Here is a 22,565-nt window from a genome sequence, read left to right on the forward strand (position 1 = left end):
CAACAACAGGAGACAAGGGATGACCACCGCACGTCGCTGGGAACAGCACTATCCATCGCAGTTGCGGGGCTACCGGCTCGGCGCCGAGGCGCTGTCGGGCAACCTCGCCGATTGCGCCCGTGACGGCGCCGAGCGTCATGGCGACGCACCGGCCTTCACCCAGGTGATGCCCAACGGACTGCATGCCGACCTGTCCTTCGCGGAGGTGGACGCGCTGTCCAGTGCCTTCGCCGCCTACCTGGTGCACGCGTGCGGTTTGCAGCCGGGTGAGGTGGTGGCCCTGCAGCTGCCCAATTGCCTGCATTACCCCGTCGCGGTCCTCGGCGCCTGGAAGGCCGGCCTGGTGGTCACCAACGTCAACCCGCTGTACACGGAGCGCGAGCTCGATGCGCAGCTGACCGACAGCGGCGCCAGGCTGCTGGTGGCCTGCGACCTGTTCGCCAAGCGCGCCCAACAGGTGGTCGCCCGGCACGGCATCGCCCTGGTGCTCGCCAGCCTCAGCGACTTCTTCCCCGAGCCGGTGGCCAGCGCCATCCAGCAGAAGCTCGAAGAACAGGCCGGCGGCGACCTCACGCCCGAGGTGGGCTTCCAGCGCTTCACCCAGGCCCTGGACATCGGCCGGCAAACGGCGCCGCTGGAACCGCTTCACCACGACGTCGCCCTCTACCAGTACACCGGCGGCACCACGGGCCGCAGCAAGGGCGCGGTGCTCACCCACGCCAACCTCAAGGCGGTGCTGCGCATGGCCGAGGACTACCTCAAGGGCTTCGACGCCGAGATCGAGCTGGGCGAGGCCATCGTCACCCTGCCGCCGCTCTACCACATCTTCGCCTTCAACTTTAATTTCCTGCTGTTCTTCGGCCGCGGCGCACGCAACCTGCTGGTGCCCAGCCCACGGCCGCTGAGCAACGCCCAGCCGGCCTTCGAGCGCTTCCCGGTGCGCTGGATGACGGGGGTGGACACCCTCTACGCCGGCCTGCTGGCCGAGCCCTGGTTCCAGGCCAGGCCGCCTGCGCTCAAGCTCGCCGTCTCTGGCGGCACCTCCCTGCGCCCGGTCACCGGCGAGCGCTGGCGTGCCGCCGTGGGGCAGATACTCGAAGGCTACGGCCTCACCGAAAGCAGCTGCTTCGTGGCCTTCAACCCGCCCGGCGCGAAAGAGCGCCCCGGCACCGTCGGCCTGCCCCTGCCGGGCAGCGACGTGCGCATCGCCGACGCCGAGGGCCGGGAACTGGCACCCGGCGCCCCCGGCGAACTGCTGGTGCGCGGGCCGCACATCATCGAGCGCTACCTCAACCGCCCGGAGGAGAGCCACGAAGCCTTCGTCGACGGCTGGTTCCGCACCGGCGACATCGCGGTGATGGACGAGGACGGCTACCTCCGCATCGTCGACCGCAAGAAGGACATGGTCCTGGTCAGCGGCTTCAACGTGTACCCCAACGAAGTGGAAGCGGTGATCGCCGAACACCCGGACGTCAGCGAAGTGGCGGTGATCGGTGTGCCCGACGACACCACCGGCGAAGCCCTCTGCGCCTTCGTCGCCCTGCATGAACCGGGGCTCGACGGCGAGGCGATCATCCGTCACTGTCGCGAGCGGCTCACCGCCTACAAGGTGCCCAAGCGCATCGAATTCCGCGAACAGCTGCCCAAGTCGCCCATCGGCAAGATCCTCCGGGCGCAGCTGCGCACCTGACTCAACCCCTGGCGGGTCCAACCGGCCTGCCCTCCGACCCAAGGACGTTCGATGTCGACCTGGTTAACCGCCCTGCTTCCGCTCGCCGCCACCGGCCTGGGCTTCCATTACCTGCGCACGGCAGCGTGCAAGCCGCAGTTGATCTACCAGCGCAACCCCGACAACGACGCCCTCATCCAGCAGGTGCCGCGCCTCACCCGGCGCTTCTGGGCCACGCCCTGGCTGTTCAACGGTCACCTGCAACTGCTCGGCCTGGGCCTGAAGAAGGTCTTCTCCCCCGCCCTGCGCTACGACCGCGTCGACACCCTGCTCATGGCCGACGGCGGCACCACCGCCCTGCACTGGCTCGGCGCCGACCTGCCGCCGGAGGTGCCCACACTGGTGGTGCTGCACACCATCACCGGCTCGCCCCACAGCATGCGCGGCTTCGTCCGCGACCTGCAGCGGCTCACCGGCTGGCGCGTGGTGTTCTGCCAGCGCCGTGGCCACGGCGACCTGTCGCTGACCAGCCCGCGCTTCAACACCATGGGCGACACCGCCGACCTGCGCGAGCAACTGCGCCAGATCAGCGAGCGCTACCCGCAGTCCGCGCTCTACGCGGCGGGCATCTCCGCCGGCACCGGGCTGCTGGTGCGCTACCTCGGTGAACAGGGCGATGACACGCCGCTGCAGGGCGCCTTCGCCTACTGCCCGGGCTACGACATACGCGTGGCCTTCGCCCGCTCCCGAGCGCCCTACACCCGGCTGATGGCGCGCAAGCTGGTGCGCCAGTTCGTCACCCCCAACCGCCAGGCGCTAGCCCACCTGCCCAGCCTCGCCGCCCTGGAAGGCGCGCAGAGCCTGGACGAGTTCCACCGGCACCTCTACGAATGCGCGGGCTACCCCAGCCAGCAGGCCTTTCTCGATAACTGCAACCCGATCACGGTGATGGACCGCATCACCGTGCCGCTGCTGGTGCTCAACGCCGAGGACGACCCCGTCTGCGTGCTCGGCAATGTGCGCGACCACCAGCAGGCCATGGCGCGCATGCCCCACACACTGCTCGCCGTCACCACGCGCGGCAGCCACTGCGCCTACCTGGCAGGCCTCACCGCGCGCTCCTGGGCCCACCACCTGGCGGCCGACTTCCTCCGTGCGCTGCACGGGCAGACCGGCCGCTAGTTCCAAATCGAATCAATAGCCGACCTTTTATTCTTTCAGGAGATATCAATAGCGCGGAACGATATTGGTATATACCAGGGCGCCGCCCGTTAAATCCGCCCCCACAGGCCCAGTGGGCAATGCGGAGCACGATGGATGATCGCTGTACGGGTGGTGCTGGAATATTTTCATCCCTGGCCGAATTCGGCGGGTTTCTATGTGGCACGGGAACGTGGCTGGTACCGCGACGCCGGGCTCGATGTGCAGTTGCAGGTACCGGACCCCTATCGCGGCGACACCCTCGAACACCTGCTGCAAGGCGCCGCCGATGTCGGCGTGTTCCCCAGCAACCGCCTGCTAGTGCGGCGCGCCCTCGGCCAGCCGCTGCTGGGCGTGGCGGCCATCAACCATGCCGGCCTGGAATCCATCCAGACCCTGACCGACTTCGGCATCCAGCGCCCCCGTGACCTGGCCGGCAAGCGCCTGGCGCTCAACCCCACCCCGCGCGGCCTGGCCATGGTGCGCCACCTGGTGGCCGCCGACGGTGGCGACCCGGACGCGGTGATCATCGTCGACAGCCAGGTGCGCGAACTGCGCCCCGAGCAGCTGGCCGCCGGTATCGCCGACGCCAGCTTCGGCGGCTACTGGGCCTGGGAAGCGCTGATGGACAGCCCCATCCCCGCCGAGCGTCGCGTGGTCTGGCCGGTGGACGCGATCGGCGCGCCGCGCTACCACAGCTACCTGCTCGGCGGCCGCCAGGACTGGTTCGAGCACCACCCCGACAGCGCCCGCGCTTTCCTCGCCGCCACCGAGCGCGGCTTCCGTGCCGTGGCGGCCGACCCGCAAAGCGCCCTGCCCGCCTACGAGGCGGCCATCCCCTACTTCCCCACCGAGCTGCTCAGCCAGTCCCTGGAGCGCATCGCCCCCACCTGGCTGCACGCCGGCCACTGGGGCCAGCAGCGGGAGGAACTGCTCGCCCCCTACGCCCACTGGCTGCACAGCCACGACGTGCTCGCCGACGCGGACGCCTGGCGCGGCGCCACCAGCAACCAGTACCTGACGGAGCAACGGCCGTGACCCAGCCGATACGCATCGCCCACGGCATGGGCGCGCAACCGGTGGAAGCCGACTGGCCGGCCCTGCAGCAACGGGATGTGGAGCAGGTGCTGCAACGCTTCCCACAGCTGGGCGCCGTGCAGCAGCTCGGCTGGCACAGCCCCCGGCCCTTCTCGGCCGCCGCCCAGGTGCACACCGATCACGGCGAGGTGTTCGTCAAGCGCCACCACCGCAGCGTGCGCGAACCAGCCTGGCTGGAGGAGGAACACCGCTTCGTGCGCTGGCTGCAGGACCGGGGCGCACCGGTCACCCCGGCCCTGCGTGACCGCGACGGGCACAGCGCGCTAGCCCTGGGCGAATGGACCTACGAGGTGCTGCCCCGCGCCGCCGGTGACGACCTCTACCGCGAGGCCCTGTCCTGGACGCCCTTCCTCGACCGCCACCACGCCCATTCGGCGGGCGCCGCCCTGGCCCGGCTGCACTGTGCCGCAGAAGGCTTCGACGCCGCCCCCCGGCAGGCGCCGGTGCTGGTGGCCAACCTGCGCTTGTTCAGCCAGCCCGACCCGCTGCGGGCCATCGAGCAGGCCCTGCCCGGGCAACCGGCCCTGGCCCGCTACCTGGCCGGGCACGACTGGCACTACGCGCTGAAAGAACTGCACCTGCCCTTCCACCGCCAACTGCTGCCGCTGCTGGCCGCACTACCGGCGCTCTGGACTCACAACGACTGGCACGCTTCCAACCTGCTGTGGCGCGGGCAAGGTGGCTCGGCGGAGGTCGAGAGCGTCCTTGATTTCGGCCTGAGTGACCGGACCTTCGCCCTGTTCGACCTGGCAACGGCATTGGAACGCAATTGCATTCCCTGGCTGGAACTGGATGATGGCGGCCGCGCAACGGCCGATCTCGATGCGGTCGACGCACTGCTGGCGGGCTACGCCAGCCAGCGCCCCCTCGGCCGCCACGACCTGCTCACGCTCAAGGCCCTGCTGCCCCTGGTGCACGCCGACTTCGCCCTCAACGAAGTCGACTACTTCGAGGGCATCGTCGGCTCGCGGGCCAGCGCAGACATCGCCTACCACGCGTTCCTGATCGGCCACGCCCGCTGGTTCGGCGACAGCGAGGGCGCCCGCCTGCTCGACCACCTCGAGCGGCTCGCCCGCACCCATAACAACTAGGAAGACCGCCATGCCCCCGCTTCACGCTGCCACCCTCGTCTCGCCCCAGGCCCTGCACCAGGCCCTGCACGCGCCCGGTCTGCTGCTGCTCGATGCCAGCGTGGAACTGGCCGCCGCGCAGTTCGACGGCGACTACCGGGTGGCCAGCGGGCACGCGGCCTGGCAGGCGGAGCACATCCCCGGCGCCCGCCACGCCGACCTGCTGCATGACCTGGCGGACCCGGAGGCGGGCTTCAGCTTCGCCCTGCCAACGCCCTCGGCCCTGCAGGCGCCCCTGGCACGCCTGGGCCTCGGCGCCGCCCGGGAGATCGTGCTCTACGACCGCCACGACGGCTTCTGGGCCGCGCGCCTGTGGTGGATGCTGCGCAGCCTCGGCATCGCCGCCCGTGTGCTGGATGGTGGCCTCAAGGCCTGGCGGCACACCGGCCTGCCCGTCGCCTCGGGCGACCAACCCGCCGCCGTCGACACCGCGCCCCTGGCGCCGCTGCAGGCCCGGGCGGGCTTCTGGGCCAACCGCCAGGAGGTGCTCGCCGTGGTCGAGGGCCGCGCCCCCGGCACCCTGGTCTGCGCCCTCTCCGCCGGCCTGTTCGACGGCAGCGCGGTGACCCGCTACGCCCGTCGCGGGCGCATTCCGGGCAGCCTCAACAGCCCGGCCCGCAGCCTCTTCGACGAACAGGGCCGCTACCTGCCGCCCGCTGAACTGGCCCAGGCGCTGGGCGCCCCGCTGCTCGATGGCGGGCAGCCGCTGATTCTTTATTGCGGCGGCGGCATCTCCGCCGCTGCCACCGCCCTGGCGCTGACCCTGCTGGGCCGCCAACAGGTCTCGATCTACGACGGCTCGCTGCAGGAATGGGCGGCCGATCCAGCCTTGCCAATGTCCACCGGAGCAGCTCCGGCCTGAGATTCAACCCTCTTCTTTCGTCTTTCAGCAGTAGGCACGCCAGCGCCGCCCGCCGGGCCCTCCCGTCGCGCGGTTCACTCAGCAGCCGGCGTCCATCAAGGAGTTCGTTCATGGTCCCTTCCCTGTTCCTGCAGCACCGCCACGGCTTCGCACTGGCGCTCCTGGCCCTGTCACTGAGCCCGTCCCTGGCCCGGGCCGCCGACACCGTCACCCTGGATGCCGTCACCGTGCACGGCGACGAAGGCGACGGCTACCAGGCGAAAAGCGCCTCGGTAAGCGGCTTCGACGACGCCCCGCTGCTGGATACCCCCGCCTCCGTCTCGGTGTTCACCGAGCAACTGATCAAGGACCGCCAGGCCAAGCTGCTCAGCGAAGTGCTGCGCAACGACGCCTCGGTCGGCGACAGCTACGCGCCCATCGGCTACTACGAGAACTTCGTCATCCGCGGCTTCTCCCTCAACGCCGCCAGCAGCTACAAGATCAACGGCCGCACCATCACCGGCGAGCAGAACGTCGCCCTGGAGAACAAGCAGCGGGTCGAGGTGCTCAAGGGCCTCTCCGGCCTGCAGAGCGGCGTGTCCGAGCCCGGCGGGCTGGTCAACTACGTCACCAAGCGCCCGGAAGACGTGCGCTCGGTGACCCTGGCCACCAACGAGGAAGGCGAGCGCTACATCGCCACCGACGTCGGCGCCTGGCTCGACGCCGAGCAGCGCTTCGGCCTGCGCGCCAACTTCGCCCACGAGGACATCCGCTCCTACGTCGACAACTCCGACGGCACCCGCGACTTCGTCTCCCTGGCCGCCGACTGGAACATCAGCGACGCCGCCCTGCTGCAGCTGGACGCCGAATACCAGACCCGCGAACAACGCTCGGTGCCCGGCTACCAGCTGCTCGGCGGCAACGTGGTGCCCAGCGGCATCGATCCCAAGGACCGCCTCGCCGACCAGAGCTGGTCCAAGCCCGTGGGCATCGACTCGCTCAACCTCACCGGGCGCTTCGAGTACCGCTTCAACGACGTCTGGACCGGCAGCCTCAGCGCCGCCCGCAGCCGCGTGGTGATCGACGACTACAGCTCCTTCGCCTGGGGCTGCTACGGCTCGGCCAGCTGCGCCAGCTCCGCCGTGCCCAACTACTTCAGCCCGGAAGGCGACTACGACGTCTACGACTTCCGCAACCCCGGCGACACCCGCCGCAACGACGAGCTGCAGGCGGCCCTCGCCGGCCGCTTCGACAGCGGCCCGTTCAGCCACGAGCTGACCGTCGGCACCAGCGCCTTCCGCCGCCTGCTGGACCGCCGCAAGTCCACCAACGAATGGGTCGGCACCGGCAACATCCATCAGCCCACGCCCGCCTTCGACCCCACCGACGTGCCCCTCGGCCACACCTACCGCCGCCTGGACAGCCGCCAGTACGGCCTGTTCGCCACCGACCGCGTGAGCTACGGCGAGCACTGGCAGGCGGTGATCGGCGGGCGCCAGGTGCGCCTGGATGAAGAGGCCTTCGACAAGAACGGCGACACCACCCGCCACACCGAGCGCTGGGAGTTCCTGCCCAACGCCGCGCTGATCTACAAGCCGCGCGCGGACATCTCCCTCTATGGCAGCTACAGCAAGGGCCTGTCCCTGGGCGGCGAAGCGCCCTGGTTCGCCACCAACGCCGACGAAATCCTCGCACCCACCACCTCGCGCCAGCTGGAGCTGGGCATCAAGCGTGACTGGCAGCGCCTCAGCCTCACCGCCGCGCTGTTCCAGATCACCAAGGCCTACCAGTACTCGCGCCCCAATGGCGATGGCTTCTTCACCTACATCCAGCAGGGCGAGCAGAAGAACGTCGGCCTGGAGCTGTCCGCCACCGGCTGGGTCACCGACCGCCTGCAGGTATCGGCCAGCGCCGCGGCCATCCGCGCCCGGGTCGAAGGCACCGCCACCGCCGCCTACGAAGGCCACCAGGCGATCAACGTGCCCACCCTGCGCGCCAGCCTGCATGGCGACTACGCCATCCCCGGCGTGCCCGGCCTGGCCCTGCTCGGCGGCGTGCAATACAGCGGCAGCAAATACGCCAGCCAGGCCGGCAACGTGAAGGTGGACGACTACGCCGTGTTCGATATCGGCGGGCGCTACAGCCTGGCGATCGAGGGCTACGAAACCGTGCTGCGCCTGACCGTCGACAACCTCTTCGACGCGCGTTACTGGCGCGATGCCGGCGAGTACATGGGCGACGGCTACCTGTTCCAGGGCGCCCCGCGCACCGCGCGGCTGTCCGCCACCGTCAACTTCTGAGGAGCCCGCCATGCGCATTCCCGCCCTGCCCTGCATCGCCCTGCTCGCCGCCCTGCTGGGCGGCTGCCAGCAGCACCCGCCGGCCAACGACCAGCTGGACGCCGTGCTCTGGACCCAGACCTCCATCGAGCACGACCTGCTGTTCCGCCAGGTCTACGCCAACGCCACCCGCCAGCTGGACAAGGCCCTGGCCGACCCCGCCTGGGACGCCCTCGCCGGCACCCCGCGCAGCCTCCAGGGGCTGCCACCGGCGCTGATCGTCGACATCGACGAGACCCTGCTCGACAACGTGCCGCTGAACGCCCGCGCCATCCTCGCCGACGCCCCCTACGACTATGCCCAGTGGTACCAGTGGGTGGACCGTGCCGAAGCCCCAGCCCTGCCCGGTGCCTTGGCCTTCATGCAGGCGGCGGCCCAGCGCGGCATCACCCCCTACTACCTGACCAACCGCGAACCCGGGCAGGAGCAGGCCACCCTGGCCAACCTCCGGCGCGCCGGCTTCCCCATCGACGGCACTGCGCAGATCCTCACCGCCGGCACCGCCATCGGCGGCTGCGCCGATGCGGGCTCGGACAAGACCTGTCGGCGCAACTGGGTCGGCAGCCAGGCCCGCGTACTGATGCTGGTGGGCGACAGCTTCGGCGACTTCATCAGCGCCAAGGGCAGCCAGGCCGAGCAGCAGCACGCCGCCGCGCCCTACCTCGGCTGGCTCGGCGAGCGCTGGTTCCTGCTGCCCAACCCCACCTACGGCCATTGGTACAGCGCGCCCTACCAGGGCCGCGAAGACCTGCCGGACGCCCAGAAGCGCGCCCTCAAGCACCAGGCGCTGAAACCGCAGTACTGAACCCGCCGAGGCCATCGCCATGTCAACGCTGGAAATCGTCGCCGTGCTCATCAACATCCTCGGCGTCTGGCTCACCGCCCAACGCATCCGCTGGTGCTGGCCGGTGAGCGTCGTCGCGGTGCTGCTCTACGCCTGGATCTTCTTCGGCGTGAAGCTCTACTCCGACATGCTCCTGCAACTGGTCTTCGCCCTGCTGCAGGGGTACGGCTGGTGGCGCTGGAGCAGCGGCCAGAGCGTGGCCGGGAAGGTCCGCGTGGAGCGCCTGCCACCACGCGTGGCCCGGGTCAGCCTGCTGGCCGGCCTGCTCGGCGCGGTGCTGCTGGGCAGCCTGATGCACCACTTCACCGACGCGGCCGTGCCCTGGGTCGACGCCCTGCTCACCGCCTTCAGCCTGGTGGCCAGCTTCTGGGCCGCGCGCAAGTACCTGGCCAGCTGGGGCCTATGGATCGTGCTGGATATCGCCTACGTCGGCCTGTTCCTCTACAAGGACCTGCAGCTCACCGCGGCGCTCTATGCCGGCTTCGTGATCCTCGCCGCCTACGGCCTGCACGCCTGGCGCAAGGACCTGGACGCCCAGGACCGCGCCCTGCCCCAGGGCGCCGGGGCCACCTCGTGAACCTCAACCCGGCGCGGCCCTCGTTCGTCAGCGAATCCCTGCCCCCGGGCGCCTGGCGCGCCTCGCTGCCGCACTACCTGCGCATCCGCGACCAGCTGGTGGCCGACCTCGCCGCCGGCCTTCTCCCCGGCGACAGCAAGCTGCCGGCGGAGCGCGAGCTGGCCGAGCGCTTCGCCTGCACCCGCGTCACCCTGCGCCAGGCCCTGCAGCTGCTGGAGCGCGACGGCCTGATCTACCGGCAGAACCGCCGTGGCTGGTACGTCAGCCCGCCACGCATCCGCTACGACCCCACCGGCATCATCGGTTTCATGGAGTACGTCGCCCGCCAGGGCCGCGCGCCACGCACAGAATGCCTGCACGCCGAGCGCCGCCCGGCCGGTGCCTGGCTGGCCAAGCGCATGGGCCTGGAGCACCCCGAGGAGCCGGTGTTCGTCCTCCAGCGGCGGCGCTGGGTCGACCAGCGCCCGGTGCTGCTGGAATGCAACGTGGTGCTGGTGGACTGGTGCCCGGAACTGCTCTCCGCCGACCTCAACACCTCGCTGACCACCCTGCTGCGCGAGCGCTTCGGCCGGGTGCAATCACGCAGCGAACTGCTGATGCACGCCGAAACCATGAACGAGGCCCAGGCCGGCCTGCTGCAGGTATCCCCGGGCTCCAGCAGCTTCTACCTGGAGCGGCTCAACTTCGGCGAGCAGGGCCAACCGGTGGAGTTCGACCAGGAGTTCTGGCGCCCGGACGCCCTCGCCGTGGTGCTGGAAACCCGCTACCCGGGGGAGCCGGCCCAGCCATGAGCCCGCTCGACGCACTGCTGCAGCGCGCCGAAGGCTTGATCTTCGATTGCGACGGCACCCTGGTGGACAGCCTGCCGCTGTATGCCAGCGCCTGGAATGCCGGCTTCGCCGCATGCGGCAAGGTCATGGACCCGGCCTGGCACGCCGCACGCTGTGGGCTCTCCGAAGCACTGCTGATGGACGCCTTCGAGCACGAACACGGTGTGGCGCTGCACCGCGAACAGGTCTCGGCACGGATGCGCCAGCACTACCTGGCCCACCTGGACACGCACCTGCGGGAAATCACCCCGATCACCGCCATCGCCCGCCGCTTCGCCGGACTCAAGCCCATGGCGGTGGCCTCCAGCGGCTCGCGGGCCATCGTCACCCGCTCCCTGGCCGCCCTGGGCCTGGCGCCGCTGTTCGACGCCGTCGTCACCCTCGACGACACCGGCCAGGCCAAGCCCCACCCGGCCATCCACCTGGAGGCGGCCCGCCGCCTCGGCCTGCCGCCACAACGCTGCCTGGTATTCGAAGACAGCGCCCAGGGCATCGAGGCCGCCCTGCGCGGCGGCCTGCCGGTGGTGGATGTGCTGCCGTTGGTCGGCTCGGGCTACAAAGGATCGACGCACTTCTCAGACGCACCACTCGCCCTCTGAGGCCGCACGAACACCGCGTACCCAATGGCCAGCAACACCAGGAAAGGCGCACCGAACAGCAGCGTCATCCGGAACGCCTCGGTGAAGACGGTCGTGACCAGCACCAGCGCCATCAGCACCAGCCCTATCAGGGTCCCATAGGGGTAGAGCGGCAGCTTGAACGTCAATGCCTGCTGCTTGCGGGCGTAGTAACGGCGGAAGAACAGGTGGGTCACGAAGATCATCAGCCAGGTGAAGATCGCGCCGAACATCGAGATGGCCATCATCAGGCTGAAGGATTCCTCCGGGTAGAACACGCTGAGCACGGTCGCCACCGCAATCCCCACGCATGACAGCAGCAGCGCATTGAGCGGGATGCCGGTGCGGGTCAGGCGACCCAGGCCGGCCGGCGCCTGGCCGGCGCGAGACAGGCTGAACATCATGCGGGTGGTGATGTACAGCTGGCTGTTCATGGCCGACAGCGCCGCCACCAGGATCACGAAGTTCATCACGCCGGTGGCCCCGGGAATGCCGATGTACTGCATCACCGTGACGAACGGGCTCTGGGTCTTCCCAGCCTCGTCCCAGGGCACGATGGCCAGCATCAGGGCCAGGGTCAGCAGGTAGAAAACCACCAGCCGCACGATGGTCGCGCGGAACGCCTGGCGCACGGCACGCTCCGGGTCTTCGGCTTCGCCAGCGGCCACGGCGATCATCTCCACGCTCAGGTAACTGAAGATCGAGATGATCACCGCCACCCACATGCCGCTGAAGCCGTGGGGCATGAAACCGCCATGGTCGGTGTAGTGGTGCAGGCCGTACTCCCCGCTACTGGAGCCGAACACCAGCCAGACGGCGAGCAGGATGAAGGCCGCGATGGCCGCCAGCTTGATCGCCGAGAACAGGTACTCGACCTGGCCAAAGGTCTTCACGCTGACGGAGTTGAGCGCCACCAGCACACTGGAGAACGACAGGATCCAGATCCAGGCCGGCACGTCCGGGAACCAGTACTTCATATACAGCGCAATCGCGGTGACTTCGGTGCCCACGGCCAGCACGATGGCCGCCCAGTAGGCATAGCGCACCAGGAAGCCCGCCATCGGGCTGACGTAATACTCGGCGTACGCGCCGAACGAGCCGGACGTGGAATGGGCCACGGTCATCTCCGCCAGGCAGCCCATCAGCAGCAGCGTGATGAAGGCGCCGATGGCATAGCTGAGCAGCACGCTGGGGCCGGCGTAGCCGATGGCGAAGGCGCTGCCCATGAACAGTCCGGTACCGATGGCACCGCCGATGGCGATCATGCTCATCTGCCCAGCACTCAGCTGACGGTGAAGGCCCTGTTCACGTTTGGAGATCGAAGCAAATCCAGATGGTTGAGTCATGTGTGCAGTCCCTTCAGAAGATGCTCAGGGGGTATTCGATGATCAGCCGCACTTCGTCGTTATCGACGGTGTCGGCCTTCGCCACCTGCTGGCTTGAGCGCAGGGTCGCCTGCCGCAGGCGCAACGAGAGGTCGCGCGCCTTGCCGGATGGCACCACGTAGCGCACTTCGATATCGCGTTCCCAGCGTTGGCCGTCGTCGCCGTAACGGCCATAAGCGGCATGGGCGCCGCCCCGGTAATGACTGTCGTCGATGCCATCGCTGGATATGTAGCGGGTCATGAAGCTCAACCCGGGCACACCGAAGGTCGCTAGATCCAGGTCGTAGCGGAGTTGCCAGGAGCGCTCGTTAGGCGCATTGAAGTCGACGACCTGCACCGAGTTGGCCAGGTAGATCGACGTGCCCGGTTGCTGATCGAAGCCCAGGTAGTCGAAGGGCTCGTCGCCATCCACCTGCTGGTACGCGAGGGTTATGCCATGAGGGCCGTTCTGGTAACGGGTCGCCAGTGACCAGGTGGTGTTGTCGATCTCCCCCGCCAGGCGCTTGCCGTAGTCGGTGGTGCGATAGACGTTGAGGTCCAGCCCCAGGCTTTGCGTGTCCGCCAGGGGCCAGCGGTAGTTGGCGTTGCCGTAGTACTGCTGCCAGATATCGGCAAAGCGAGAGCCATAGAGGCTGACGCTGAAGCGGTCACTGAAGGTGTATTGGCCGCCGACGTAATCCACGCTGCGCGCGTCGACACCGGCGAACAGCGCCTTGATCGAGCCACTGTCGTTGGTCGATGCGCCGTCGTTGCCGGAGGTGAAGTGGCCCGCATCCAGGTGCAGCCCGGCCAGGTCGTCACTGGTCAGTTGGAAGCCGTTCGCCTGCATGGTGAACAAGCGCGCCGAGCCGGTGCCGAACACCGGGTTCATCGGCGTGAGGTTGCCGAATTTGAGCACCGTCTGCGACAGGCGCGCCTTTACCGCGCCACCCGCCTCGGAGTACTCCGCCTGCGCCCGCCCGTCATCGCCGATGGGCAACAGGCCGGTGCCACTGGTGCCCTTGCCGCTGTCCAGCCTGATCCCCAACTGGGCATAGGCATCGACGCCGACACCGATCGGCCCGGCGGTATAGCCGGAGCTGAAGTTCAACGACAGACCCTGCGCCCACTCCTTCCGGTAGTTCTGCCCATCGGGGTTATTCAGGTTGTTTCGATAAAAGAAGAAGTTGATCGTATTGAGCGTCAGGTGACTGTCTTCGACCAGGTCAGCCTGCGCATATGGCGCCAGGCTGCCGGCCAGCGCCAAACCCAGCAGCCGCTGCCTTGGGGAGAGCGTTGATTTCATCTTCGAGTGATCCACTGTAATTGTTATTGGTGAGGTTCATGGCTCGCACAACAACCCACCCCTCGGACGAGGGGCGGGATGAGTCTTGGAAAAATCAGGTCACCTGGTGGCGGACTTGGTACTGCGGTTCGGCCCATGCGTTGCTATCGAGGATTTCGCCCAGTATCTGAGCCGCGTCCCAGGCATCGACGAAGCGGGTGTAGAGGGGGGTGAAACCGAAGCGCATGATGCCCGGCTCGCGGTAGTCGCCAATCACGCCGCGGGCTATCAAGGCCTGGATCACCTCGTAGCCATGGGCATGCTCGAAGCTCACATGGCTGCCACGCTGAGCGGGGTCACGCGGGGTGACCAGCTTCAGCCCGTGCCCGGCGCAACGGTCCTCCACGATCGAGATGAACAGGTTGGTCAGCGCCAGGGACTTCTTGCGCAACGCGGCCATATCGGTACGCGCGAAAACATCCAGGCCGCACTCGATCATGGCGAGCGAGACGATGGGTTGGGTGCCGCACAGGTAGCGAGCGATGCCTTGTTGCGGCATGTAGGAGCTGGCCATGTCGAACTGGCGCGCGTGACCGAACCAGCCTGACAGCGGCTGGCTGACCTCGTCGCACAGCGCAGGGTTGACCCAGACGAACGCCGGCGAGCCCGGGCCGCCATTGAGGTATTTGTACGTACAGCCGATGGCGTAGTCGGCCTTGGCCTGGTGCACATCCACCGGCACGGCGCCCGCCGAGTGGGCCAGGTCCCAGATCGCCAGCGCACCACAGGCGTGGATCTGCGCAGTCATTGCGGCCATGTCATGCATGTGGCCGGTCTTGTAGTTGACATGGGTAAGCATTACCACGGCGGTATCACTGCCGATGGCGGCGATCACCGCCTCCGGGCTATCGACCAGGCGCAGCTCATACCCCTGCTGGAGCAGGCCGATCAGGCCTTCGGCGATATACAGGTCAGTGGGGAAGTTGCTTGCTTCGCTGACGATCACCCGGCGCTGCTCATCGCGACGGGCTTGCACCGTCAGCGCCGCAGCCAGCACCTTGAACAGGTTGATGGACGTGGTATCGGTGATCACCACCTCGTTCCTGCCAGCGCCGATCAGGCCCGCCAACTGGTCACCCAGGCGCTGGGACAGGCTGCGCCAACCAGCGGTGTTCCAGCTGCGGATCAGGCCCTCCCCCCACTCCTGTTGCACCAGTTGCATGGCGCGCTCAGCCGAGGAGAGAGGCCTTGCACCCAGTGAATTGCCATCGAGATAGATCACATCACCCGGCAGAGCGAAGTGCTCCCGTAGTGCAGCCAAAGAGTCGTTCTGGTCCATTGCCAGGCACATTTCGCGGGTCATCACAGGTCCTTGCCGTTGTTCATCTACCGAAAAATCATGAACCAACCGAGGCATAATTTTCCTGCAAAGTCGCGCCCTTTAAACCAGAAAACAGCATAAAATTCTAAGAATCAGAGAAATAACAGAAGGAAATTTCATTGATGAATTTGGATGCCACCGACCTGCGCATTCTTCAGGTTCTGCAATACGACGGGCGCATCAGCAACCAGGACCTGGCCGAGAAGGTCGCGCTCTCGCCGTCGGCTTGCCTGCGTCGTCTGCGGCTGCTGGAGGAGGAAGGCATCATCAGTGGATACCGCGCGGAACTGAACGCCGAACGATTGGGGGTCGAGTTCGAGGCGATCGTCCATGTGTCGTTGCGCCAGGACCAGGACGACTGGCACGAGACCTTCATCAAGCGCGTGCAGGAGTGGCCCGAGGTGGTTTCCGGCTATGTCGTCACGGGCGTCAGCAACTATGTGCTGCGGGTCCAGGCGCGGAACCTCAAGCATTTTTCCGACTTCGTGGTGAACACGCTGAACCGCACCGCAGGCATCACCGACATCCGCTCGGAGATCGTGCTGCAGCGGATCAAGGACAGTAATACCCTGCTCGACCTGATGCTCAGGAAGTGAAGGAAGCCTTGCCGCGCGCCAGGCTCTGCGAGGGCTGTTCGCCAAAGGCCTGCTGATAATCGCTGGCGAACCGGCCCAGGTGGGTAAAACCCCAACGGGTGGCCGTGGCGGCAACCGTGTAGACACCGCGCTCCTCCAGCAGATCGCGACGCACGCCGTTCAGGCGCAAGCGCTTCAGATAACCCAGCGGCGACACCCCGAACCGGCGCTTGAAGCCCTCATGCAGCCGCTGTGGCGATACACCGGCTACCGCCTGGATCTCCATCAGGGTCAGCTCATTCTGGGCATTGCGCTCGATGAACTCGCGAGCCCTGCCCACGTATGCCGGGCAACGGGGCTCACCGACCTGGGCCAGTGCAGCGGAATAGTTATTGGGTTGCGACAGAAGCAGGCCCTTGATCAGGCTGCTCTCCAGGTCGCGGGCCAACAGCAACTGACTGGTGATCGGGCTGGCCTGCTCCAGCTCATCGGCCAGGTAACGCACCATTCGCCACCAGCCGGCGGTCGCCCCCTGCTCGGCATCGACGCGGGCATCGAAATGCACCGGTGCTTCGACCGGCTGCTGCAGCAAGTGCTCGAGCACCTGCTGCATCGATTGGCAAGGAATCACCACCTGCAGCTTGCGGCAGTCAGCGGCGATGGTCAGGCGTTGCTGCTCACGGGGGCAAACGATGATCCCGGTCTGGGTATCGGAACCATGCACCTGCCGGCCCTGACGGATTTCCTGCTCGCCATCCAGCGGCAGGCTGATGCTGTAGCTGGCAAACCCCTCGCGCGCCTCCACGCCTATCACCACCTCGGTGCCGTAGTGGATGCGCCCGATAACGGTGGACAGCGGCCCCAGCCGACTGGCGGCATGCTCGAAGGCCAAGGGGTGCTCGGCACTCACCGACAGGCTGTGGGGGCCGGCGATCGCCGTCATCCAATCACGGGCACCGCCGATGTCGCGCAGGCTGGCTTTGAGTCCCGAAGCACAGGAGTGAGAAAACGGCATAGTCAGTTCCTCAAGGCAGAGCGGCTTATCGTTGTTATGCCGCAAAGCATAGGGCGGCCGGGCGCTCTTTCGCCATAGGCGCCACGAAAACCGGCCAGGGTTGGATGCAAAAGCGGATAGAAGCCGGGACAGGGGCTGGGTCTAATTCGGTGGCATCGGACCACAACAACAAGGTACGCCTGATGACCTCCCGATCCCCCGCTCAATGGCAACGTTTCGTCGAAGGGTGCCTGGACTTCCGCCCCGTGGAAGGCATTTACCGCATCGCCCGCGACATGTTTACCGAACCCGAACTGTTCGACCTCGAGATGGACCTGATCTTCGAGAAGAACTGGATCTACGCCTGCCACGAAAGCGAAATCGCCAAGCCCCATGACTTCGTCACGATCCGCGCGGGCCGCCAGCCGCTGATCATCACCCGCGACGGCGAAGGCCGGCTCAATGCCCTCATCAACGCTTGCCAGCATCGCGGCACCACCCTCACCCGGGTCATGAAGGGCAACCAGAGCACCTTCACCTGCCCCTTTCATGCCTGGTGCTACAAAAGCGACGGGCGCCTGGTCAAGGTCAAGGCGCCGGGGGAATACCCGGCCGACTTCGACAAGGCCAGCCGCGGCCTGAAGAAGGCACGCATCGAAAGCTACAAGGGCTTCGTGTTCGTCAGCCTCGACACCGAAGGTGTCGACAGCCTCGAGAGCTACCTGGGCGATGCCAAGGTGTTCTTCGACATGATGACCGCCCAATCCCCCACCGGTGAGCTGGAAGTGTTGCCTGGCCGCAGCAGCTACACCTACGAGGGCAACTGGAAGCTGCAGAACGAAAACGGCCTCGACGGCTATCACGTCAGCACCGTGCACTACAACTACGTGGCCACCGTACAGCACCGGCAGCAAGTCAACGCCGAAAAAGGACACGCCGCTGGCGACACCCTCGACTACAGCAAGCTCGGCGCCGGAGACAGCGCCACCGACGACGGCTGGTTCGCCTTCGACAACGGCCACAGCGTGCTCTTCAGCGAAATGCCCAACCCCTCGGTACGCCCCGGCTACGCGAGCATCATGCCGCGCCTGGTGGAGGAATACGGCCAAGGCCGCGCCGAATGGATGATGCACCGCCTGCGCAACCTCAACGTCTACCCGAGCATGTTCTTCATCGACCAGATCAGCTCGCAGCTGCGCATCGTCCGCCCCCTGGCCTGGAACAAGACCGAGGTTCATAGCTTCTGCCTGGGCGTGAAAGGCGAATCCGACGCCGACCGGGAAAACCGCATCCGCCAGTTCGAGGACTTCTTCAACGTCTCCGGCATGGGCACACCGGATGACCTCGTGGAGTTCCGCGAAGCCCAGCGTGGCTTCCAGGCGCGCCTGGAACGCTGGAGCGACATCTCCCGGGGCGCGGGTCACTGGGTCGAAGGGGCGACGCCCAACAGCGAGGCGCTGGGGATAGCCCCGGTGCTGACCGGCATCGAATTCACCCACGAAGGGCTCTACGTGAATCAACATGGAGCCTGGCAGCGTTTTCTACTCGACGGACTGGCCCGCAAGGCCGCCGCGCTCATCGATGTGCAGGAGCTCTGAATCATGAATGCCGAGCTTCAATACCGGGTCGAACAATTCCTCTTCAACAAGGCCGCCTTGTGCGACGCCCAGGACTGGGACCGCTACCTGGCACTGTTCAGCGAAGACAGCGAATTCCACCTGCCACAGTGGGACTCGGAGCACGTGTACACCACTGATCCGAAAACCAGCATGTCGCTGATCTACTACGCCAACCGCGGCGGCCTGGAAGACCGGGTGTTCCGCCTGCGCACCGGCAAGGCCGCCTCGGCCACGCCCATGCCGCGCACCCTGCACCAGGTCGGCAACGTCCGTATCAGCGCACTCGCCAACGGGGATCTCGAGGTCAAGGCGAACTGGCACACCCTGTTCCACCGCCTCGCCAGCACCGACCAGTTCTACGGCCACGCCACCTACCACCTGCGCCCCCATGGCGACAGCTGGTTGATCAGCCGCAAGCATGTGCTGCTGCTCAACGACACCATCAACTCGGTGCTGGATTTCTACCACCTCTGACTGCACGAGACTCCAGGTCATGACACACAAGGTTGCCTTCAGCTTCGCCGACGGCAAGACCCTGTTCTGCCCCGTGCAGAACGATGAAATCCTCCTCGACGCCGCTTTGCGCGCCGGCATCAAGATCCCCCTGGATTGCCGTGAAGGCGTCTGTGGCACCTGCCAGGGCCGCTGCGAAAGCGGCCGCTATACCCAGGACTATGTAGATGACGAAGCCCTGAGCCCGGCCGACCTGGCCCAGGGCCGAATGCTCACCTGCCAGACCCGCGTGCACTCCGATGCCAGGTTCTATTTCGACTTCGACTCCAGCGTCTGCCATGCCGCTGGCCCCGAATGCATCACGGCCACTGTGCGCGAGGTCGTGCAGGTCTCCGACAGCACGGCACTGCTGTGGCTCGATGCCAGCCAGTTACCCCGCCAGCTGGACTTCCTCCCTGGGCAGTACGCACGCATGCGGGTGCCGGGCACCGACACCTGGCGGGCGTACTCCTTCGCCAACCGACCTGGCACTAGCAACCAGCTGCAGTTCCTCGTGCGGCTGCTGCCCGATGGGGTGATGAGCCGCTACCTGCGCGAGCGCTGGCAGCCCGGCGACATCCTCGAGCTCGAAGCGCCCCTGGGCAGTTTCTACCTGCGCCAACTGGAGCGCCCCGTGGTAATGGCGGCGGGCGGCACCGGGCTTTCGGCTTTCCTCGGAATGCTCGACGAAATGGCGGAGAGCGGCCCCCATGGGCAACCGGTCACCCTGTTCTACGGGGTCAACCAGGAGGCCGACCTGTGCGAGCTGGAGCGCCTGGCCAGCTATCACCAACGCATCCCGGGGTTCACCCTGCATACGGTGGTCAACCAGCCCGGCGAGGCCTGGAGCGGCAAGCGGGGCTATATCCCCGAGCACCTGGATGTTCCCCTCGAGCCTGAGCAGAACTTCGACCTCTATGTGTGCGGGCCGCCTCCAATGGTCGACGCAATCAAGCAATGGGCCACCGACCATTGCGTCACCGGAGCTCGGATATTCGCCGAAAAATTCATAGGCAGTTGAACCCAGGGCCAGCGCCGACCCAGCACACTCCCCACCATTCCGCCCCACCCGAAGGGAACCCAACGCCATGAGTCGCCCCCAAGATCCAGCTGCACTCGCCGCCTATTTCGAAGCCCAGTACAACGCCCGCGCGAGCGTCGACAACTACGAGCGATACCCGCTCCTGTACCGCGAACTGAGCGACAGCGCCCACGCTTCCCTGCCCTGCCACCGCGATGTGCCCTACGGTCCCGGGGCGAATGAGAAGCTGGACATCTTCCCCGGCAGCCAGCCAAACGCGCCGGTGCTGCTGTTCGTCCATGGCGGCTATTGGCGCGCGCTTTCCAAGGCCGACTCCGCTTTTATGGCGCCGGCCCTGACGGCTGCCGGCGCCTGTGTCGCGGTGCTTGAATACGACCTGGCACCGGCAGTGACGCTCGACCATATCGTCGACCAGACCCGCCGTGCGCTGGCCTGGCTGTACCGGAACGTCGGTGAATTCGGCGGTGCCCCCCAGCGGCTCTACGCGAGCGGCAGCTCCGCCGGCGGCCACCTCACCGGCATGCTTCTGGCCGGTGGCTGGCACGCCTCATACGGGGTGCCCGACAACGTGTTGCGCGGGGCCCTGCCCATCAGCGGCCTGTTCGACCTGGACCCGTTGCGCAGCACCTACGTCAACGACTGGATGCAGTTCGACGCCGATTACGCCCGTCGCAACAGCCCGCTGTTCCACCTGCCAAGCGCAGGCAGCGGTGAGCTGGTAGCCAGCTACGGCGCACTGGAAAGCGAGGAGTTCGCCTGGCAATCGGCCGAGTTCCTGGCCGCCTGGCGGCGGAACGGGTTCGAAGGCCGCACACTCGCAGTGCCTGGCAAGAACCACTTCGATGTCGTGCTCGAACTGGGCGAACCGGGCAGCCCGCTGTACCAGGCCATCTGCCAGCTGATGAAGCTCGACACTCAATAGGGGCTCGGCCATCAGCGGGCCAGCACGGCCTTTTCATCGCCCGGGGGCCTGTTCATAACGACGCTGGATGCGCTCTACCTCGCCCGAACGGCGCAACTGCTCCAGGGCACGGCCCCAGGCGGCGACCACCGCGTCGTCACTGTCGAGGCTGAAGGCGATGTACAGCGATGAGCGATACAGCTCCACGGGAATGCGCCGCAAGGTGCCGGGGGCGATGCCCAGTTGGCCGCTGTAGTAGGCCACCCCCGCGTCGGTGTCGCCGGCGATCACCGCTGTGCGCCCGGCCAGCAGCATGCGGTAGAGCTGCTGGCTTTCGGCGGCGCTGCGGTCGAGGTTGTTGAAGCCCTGGGCGGCCAGCGTCTGCGGCACCAGGCCAGCGTGGCGGGTGGTGATCTGCGGGGCGCGGCGCAACTGCGCCAGGGAATCCAGCGGCTCGGCGGCATTGGCCAGCTGATAGGGGTGAATGCTCTCTTCCACGATCGGCCCCACCCACTTGTACAGAAGCTCGCGCTCCGGCGTGCGGAACATCGAATACATGATGGTCCTGGGGCGGGTGCGCAGTTCGAGAGCGGCACGCATGCTCGGCAGCACCGCCACGGAGAAGTCATCCCCGGTCAAGGCCATGATGGCCCGGACGATATCCGTGGCCATGCCGGTGAGCCGGCCATCCTGCTGGTAGTTGTAGGGCGCCCACTCCTCGGTGACGACCTGGTACTGCGCCGCCCTTGCGGGGAGGCAGAGCAGCAGGCACAGCAAGGTTGCACCGAGTCTCGAATAGGTCACGGGGGCGGCCTGGCGTTCCATGCGGTTGACGACCGAAGCGGTAATCCAAGCATAGATTCGAGCCCTGCGCACTTGCCCATCGCCCTGCCCTTGCCTGATGCTTCTGCCGTCCCGCACGGTGCCGGGCTGATAGGGAAATCGAAAAGGCCATGACTGACCGCGAACAACTCCATCGAGATGGCTACGCCCTGCTGCGCCAGGCGATCCCCGCCGGGTGGCTGGACGAGCTGCGCACCCTGTTCGATGCGGGGGTCAAGCCTTCGGAGCAATGGCCGGTGCCCCGGGGCCGGGACTGGCGCCATTCGCTGCAGGACCTGGAGCCCAGGGTCCAGGCCCTGTGCCGCCTGCCAGCGGTGCTGGCGGCGGTGGGCGAACTGATCGGCGAACGCTTCTTCCTCGCCCAGGTGGAAGGCCGCGAACCCCTGGCCGGCGGCGGCTACCAGCAACTGCACCGTGATCTCTCGGCACAGCGCCCCGGCGATACCGTCAACGCCCTGGCCTACCTCGACGACTACGGCCCCGACAACGGCGCGACGCGCATCGTCCCCGGCAGCCACCGCCCCGCAGCGGGAGAACCGCCGCTCGACGTCAATGACGAAACCCGCACCCTGCAGCTCTCGGGCAACGCAGGGGACATCCTGGTGTTCGACGCCGACCTGGTGCACGCCGGCAGCCTCAACACCCTCGGCGGCCGCCGTCGCACCCTGCTGATCGGCTATTGCGCCGAACCCCTCTACGCCTCGTACCTGGACACACGGCAGCTGCGCGGTATCCGCATGGACGCCCAGGAGCGCTTCGATCCCGTGGAATAGTCCCGAGCGTGCCGTGATGGGTTTCGCTGCGCTCTACACCATCCTACGAACAGCCGCAGCCCCGCCGTGGGGGCTGTGCGCAACGATTGAGTCGGGCACCATTTTCGCGGCGCACTGTCGTACCTCAGCGGCCTCAGTCGTGCAATCGAGC

The 22,565-nt window shown here is 67.1% G+C and carries 21 protein-coding genes; 16 read left to right on the forward strand and 5 right to left on the reverse strand.

Features of this window, described 5'->3' with window-relative positions; all coding sequences use genetic code 11:
* The first annotated feature begins 19 nt into the window (after positions 1 to 19).
* The 10 genes from ACXI0U_RS10770 (at position 20) to ACXI0U_RS10815 (ending at position 11,127) form a co-directional block, all read left to right on the forward strand.
* Positions 20 to 1,690: an AMP-binding protein gene (locus ACXI0U_RS10770; protein WP_479550218.1), complete on the forward strand. Its 1,671-nt coding sequence runs from the start codon at positions 20 to 22 to the stop codon at positions 1,688 to 1,690.
* Between the two features lie 51 nt (positions 1,691 to 1,741).
* On the forward strand, positions 1,742 to 2,851 hold the full coding sequence (locus ACXI0U_RS10775; protein ID WP_479550219.1) for a YheT family hydrolase: 1,110 nt from the start codon (positions 1,742 to 1,744) through the stop codon (positions 2,849 to 2,851).
* Between the two features lie 135 nt (positions 2,852 to 2,986).
* A complete protein-coding gene (locus ACXI0U_RS10780) occupies positions 2,987 to 3,907 on the forward strand; it encodes an ABC transporter substrate-binding protein (protein WP_479550220.1) in 921 nt (306 codons plus the stop codon).
* Positions 3,904 to 5,058: a phosphotransferase enzyme family protein gene (locus ACXI0U_RS10785; RefSeq protein ID WP_479550221.1), complete on the forward strand. Its 1,155-nt coding sequence runs from the start codon at positions 3,904 to 3,906 to the stop codon at positions 5,056 to 5,058. Before ACXI0U_RS10780 ends, ACXI0U_RS10785 begins: the two co-directional genes overlap by 4 nt.
* 10 nt (positions 5,059 to 5,068) lie before the next feature.
* Positions 5,069 to 5,959, forward strand: coding sequence for a sulfurtransferase (locus ACXI0U_RS10790; protein ID WP_479550222.1), 891 nt, complete (start codon positions 5,069 to 5,071; stop codon positions 5,957 to 5,959).
* Positions 5,960 to 6,069: 110 nt separating this feature from the next.
* A complete protein-coding gene (locus ACXI0U_RS10795; RefSeq protein ID WP_479550223.1) occupies positions 6,070 to 8,238 on the forward strand; it encodes a TonB-dependent siderophore receptor in 2,169 nt (722 codons plus the stop codon).
* A gap of 10 nt (positions 8,239 to 8,248) precedes the next feature.
* Positions 8,249 to 9,082 (forward strand): 5'-nucleotidase, lipoprotein e(P4) family, encoded by an 834-nt coding sequence (locus ACXI0U_RS10800; RefSeq protein ID WP_374980767.1) that lies wholly within the window; start codon positions 8,249 to 8,251, stop codon positions 9,080 to 9,082.
* A 19-nt stretch (positions 9,083 to 9,101) separates the two neighbouring features.
* A complete protein-coding gene (gene pnuC / locus ACXI0U_RS10805) occupies positions 9,102 to 9,698 on the forward strand; it encodes a nicotinamide riboside transporter PnuC (RefSeq protein ID WP_021220236.1) in 597 nt (198 codons plus the stop codon).
* Positions 9,699 to 9,763: 65 nt separating this feature from the next.
* Complete coding sequence (locus ACXI0U_RS10810; RefSeq protein WP_479551093.1) at positions 9,764 to 10,489, forward strand: UTRA domain-containing protein; 726 nt, start codon at positions 9,764 to 9,766, stop codon at positions 10,487 to 10,489.
* Positions 10,486 to 11,127: an HAD family hydrolase gene (locus tag ACXI0U_RS10815; protein ID WP_479550224.1), complete on the forward strand. Its 642-nt coding sequence runs from the start codon at positions 10,486 to 10,488 to the stop codon at positions 11,125 to 11,127. Before ACXI0U_RS10810 ends, ACXI0U_RS10815 begins: the two co-directional genes overlap by 4 nt.
* Here ACXI0U_RS10815 and ACXI0U_RS10820 read toward each other — a convergent pair.
* The 3 genes from ACXI0U_RS10820 to kynU form a co-directional block, all read right to left on the reverse strand.
* The gene (locus tag ACXI0U_RS10820) at positions 11,082 to 12,491 is read right to left on the reverse strand and encodes an amino acid permease (RefSeq protein ID WP_479550225.1); all 1,410 of its coding nucleotides are present in this window, start codon (positions 12,489 to 12,491) and stop codon (positions 11,082 to 11,084) included. The two genes, ACXI0U_RS10815 and ACXI0U_RS10820, sit on opposite strands and share 46 nt — an antisense overlap.
* Positions 12,492 to 12,504: 13 nt before the next feature.
* On the reverse strand, positions 12,505 to 13,815 hold the full coding sequence (locus ACXI0U_RS10825; protein WP_479550226.1) for an OprD family porin: 1,311 nt from the start codon (positions 13,813 to 13,815) through the stop codon (positions 12,505 to 12,507).
* A gap of 94 nt (positions 13,816 to 13,909) precedes the next feature.
* Positions 13,910 to 15,160, reverse strand: coding sequence for a kynureninase (gene kynU / locus ACXI0U_RS10830; RefSeq protein WP_184489851.1), 1,251 nt, complete (start codon positions 15,158 to 15,160; stop codon positions 13,910 to 13,912).
* Between the two features lie 137 nt (positions 15,161 to 15,297).
* Between kynU and ACXI0U_RS10835 the strand changes: the two genes are divergently transcribed.
* A complete protein-coding gene (locus ACXI0U_RS10835; RefSeq protein ID WP_184489850.1) occupies positions 15,298 to 15,771 on the forward strand; it encodes an Lrp/AsnC family transcriptional regulator in 474 nt (157 codons plus the stop codon).
* On the opposite strand, the gene ACXI0U_RS10840 is transcribed toward ACXI0U_RS10835, so the two are convergent.
* Complete coding sequence (locus tag ACXI0U_RS10840; protein ID WP_374980763.1) at positions 15,761 to 16,765, reverse strand: AraC family transcriptional regulator; 1,005 nt, start codon at positions 16,763 to 16,765, stop codon at positions 15,761 to 15,763. The two genes, ACXI0U_RS10835 and ACXI0U_RS10840, sit on opposite strands and share 11 nt — an antisense overlap.
* A gap of 182 nt (positions 16,766 to 16,947) precedes the next feature.
* Between ACXI0U_RS10840 and antA the strand changes: the two genes are divergently transcribed.
* From antA to ACXI0U_RS10860, 4 genes are all read left to right on the forward strand, one after another.
* On the forward strand, positions 16,948 to 18,342 hold the full coding sequence (antA, locus tag ACXI0U_RS10845; protein WP_374980762.1) for an anthranilate 1,2-dioxygenase large subunit: 1,395 nt from the start codon (positions 16,948 to 16,950) through the stop codon (positions 18,340 to 18,342).
* A gap of 3 nt (positions 18,343 to 18,345) precedes the next feature.
* The gene (gene antB / locus ACXI0U_RS10850; protein WP_043243972.1) at positions 18,346 to 18,837 is read left to right on the forward strand and encodes an anthranilate 1,2-dioxygenase small subunit; all 492 of its coding nucleotides are present in this window, start codon (positions 18,346 to 18,348) and stop codon (positions 18,835 to 18,837) included.
* 19 nt (positions 18,838 to 18,856) lie between these two features.
* A complete protein-coding gene (antC, locus tag ACXI0U_RS10855; protein ID WP_316926098.1) occupies positions 18,857 to 19,876 on the forward strand; it encodes an anthranilate 1,2-dioxygenase electron transfer component AntC in 1,020 nt (339 codons plus the stop codon).
* A gap of 67 nt (positions 19,877 to 19,943) precedes the next feature.
* On the forward strand, positions 19,944 to 20,819 hold the full coding sequence (locus ACXI0U_RS10860; RefSeq protein ID WP_479550227.1) for an alpha/beta hydrolase: 876 nt from the start codon (positions 19,944 to 19,946) through the stop codon (positions 20,817 to 20,819).
* 33 nt (positions 20,820 to 20,852) lie between these two features.
* On the opposite strand, the gene ACXI0U_RS10865 is transcribed toward ACXI0U_RS10860, so the two are convergent.
* Complete coding sequence (locus tag ACXI0U_RS10865; protein WP_479550228.1) at positions 20,853 to 21,602, reverse strand: substrate-binding periplasmic protein; 750 nt, start codon at positions 21,600 to 21,602, stop codon at positions 20,853 to 20,855.
* Between the two features lie 149 nt (positions 21,603 to 21,751).
* Here ACXI0U_RS10865 and ACXI0U_RS10870 point away from each other — a divergent pair, with 149 nt between their 5' ends.
* Complete coding sequence (locus tag ACXI0U_RS10870; protein WP_479550229.1) at positions 21,752 to 22,414, forward strand: phytanoyl-CoA dioxygenase family protein; 663 nt, start codon at positions 21,752 to 21,754, stop codon at positions 22,412 to 22,414.
* Positions 22,415 to 22,565 lie beyond the last annotated feature (151 nt).

Source organism: Pseudomonas sp. C9D1 (assembly GCF_056491235.1).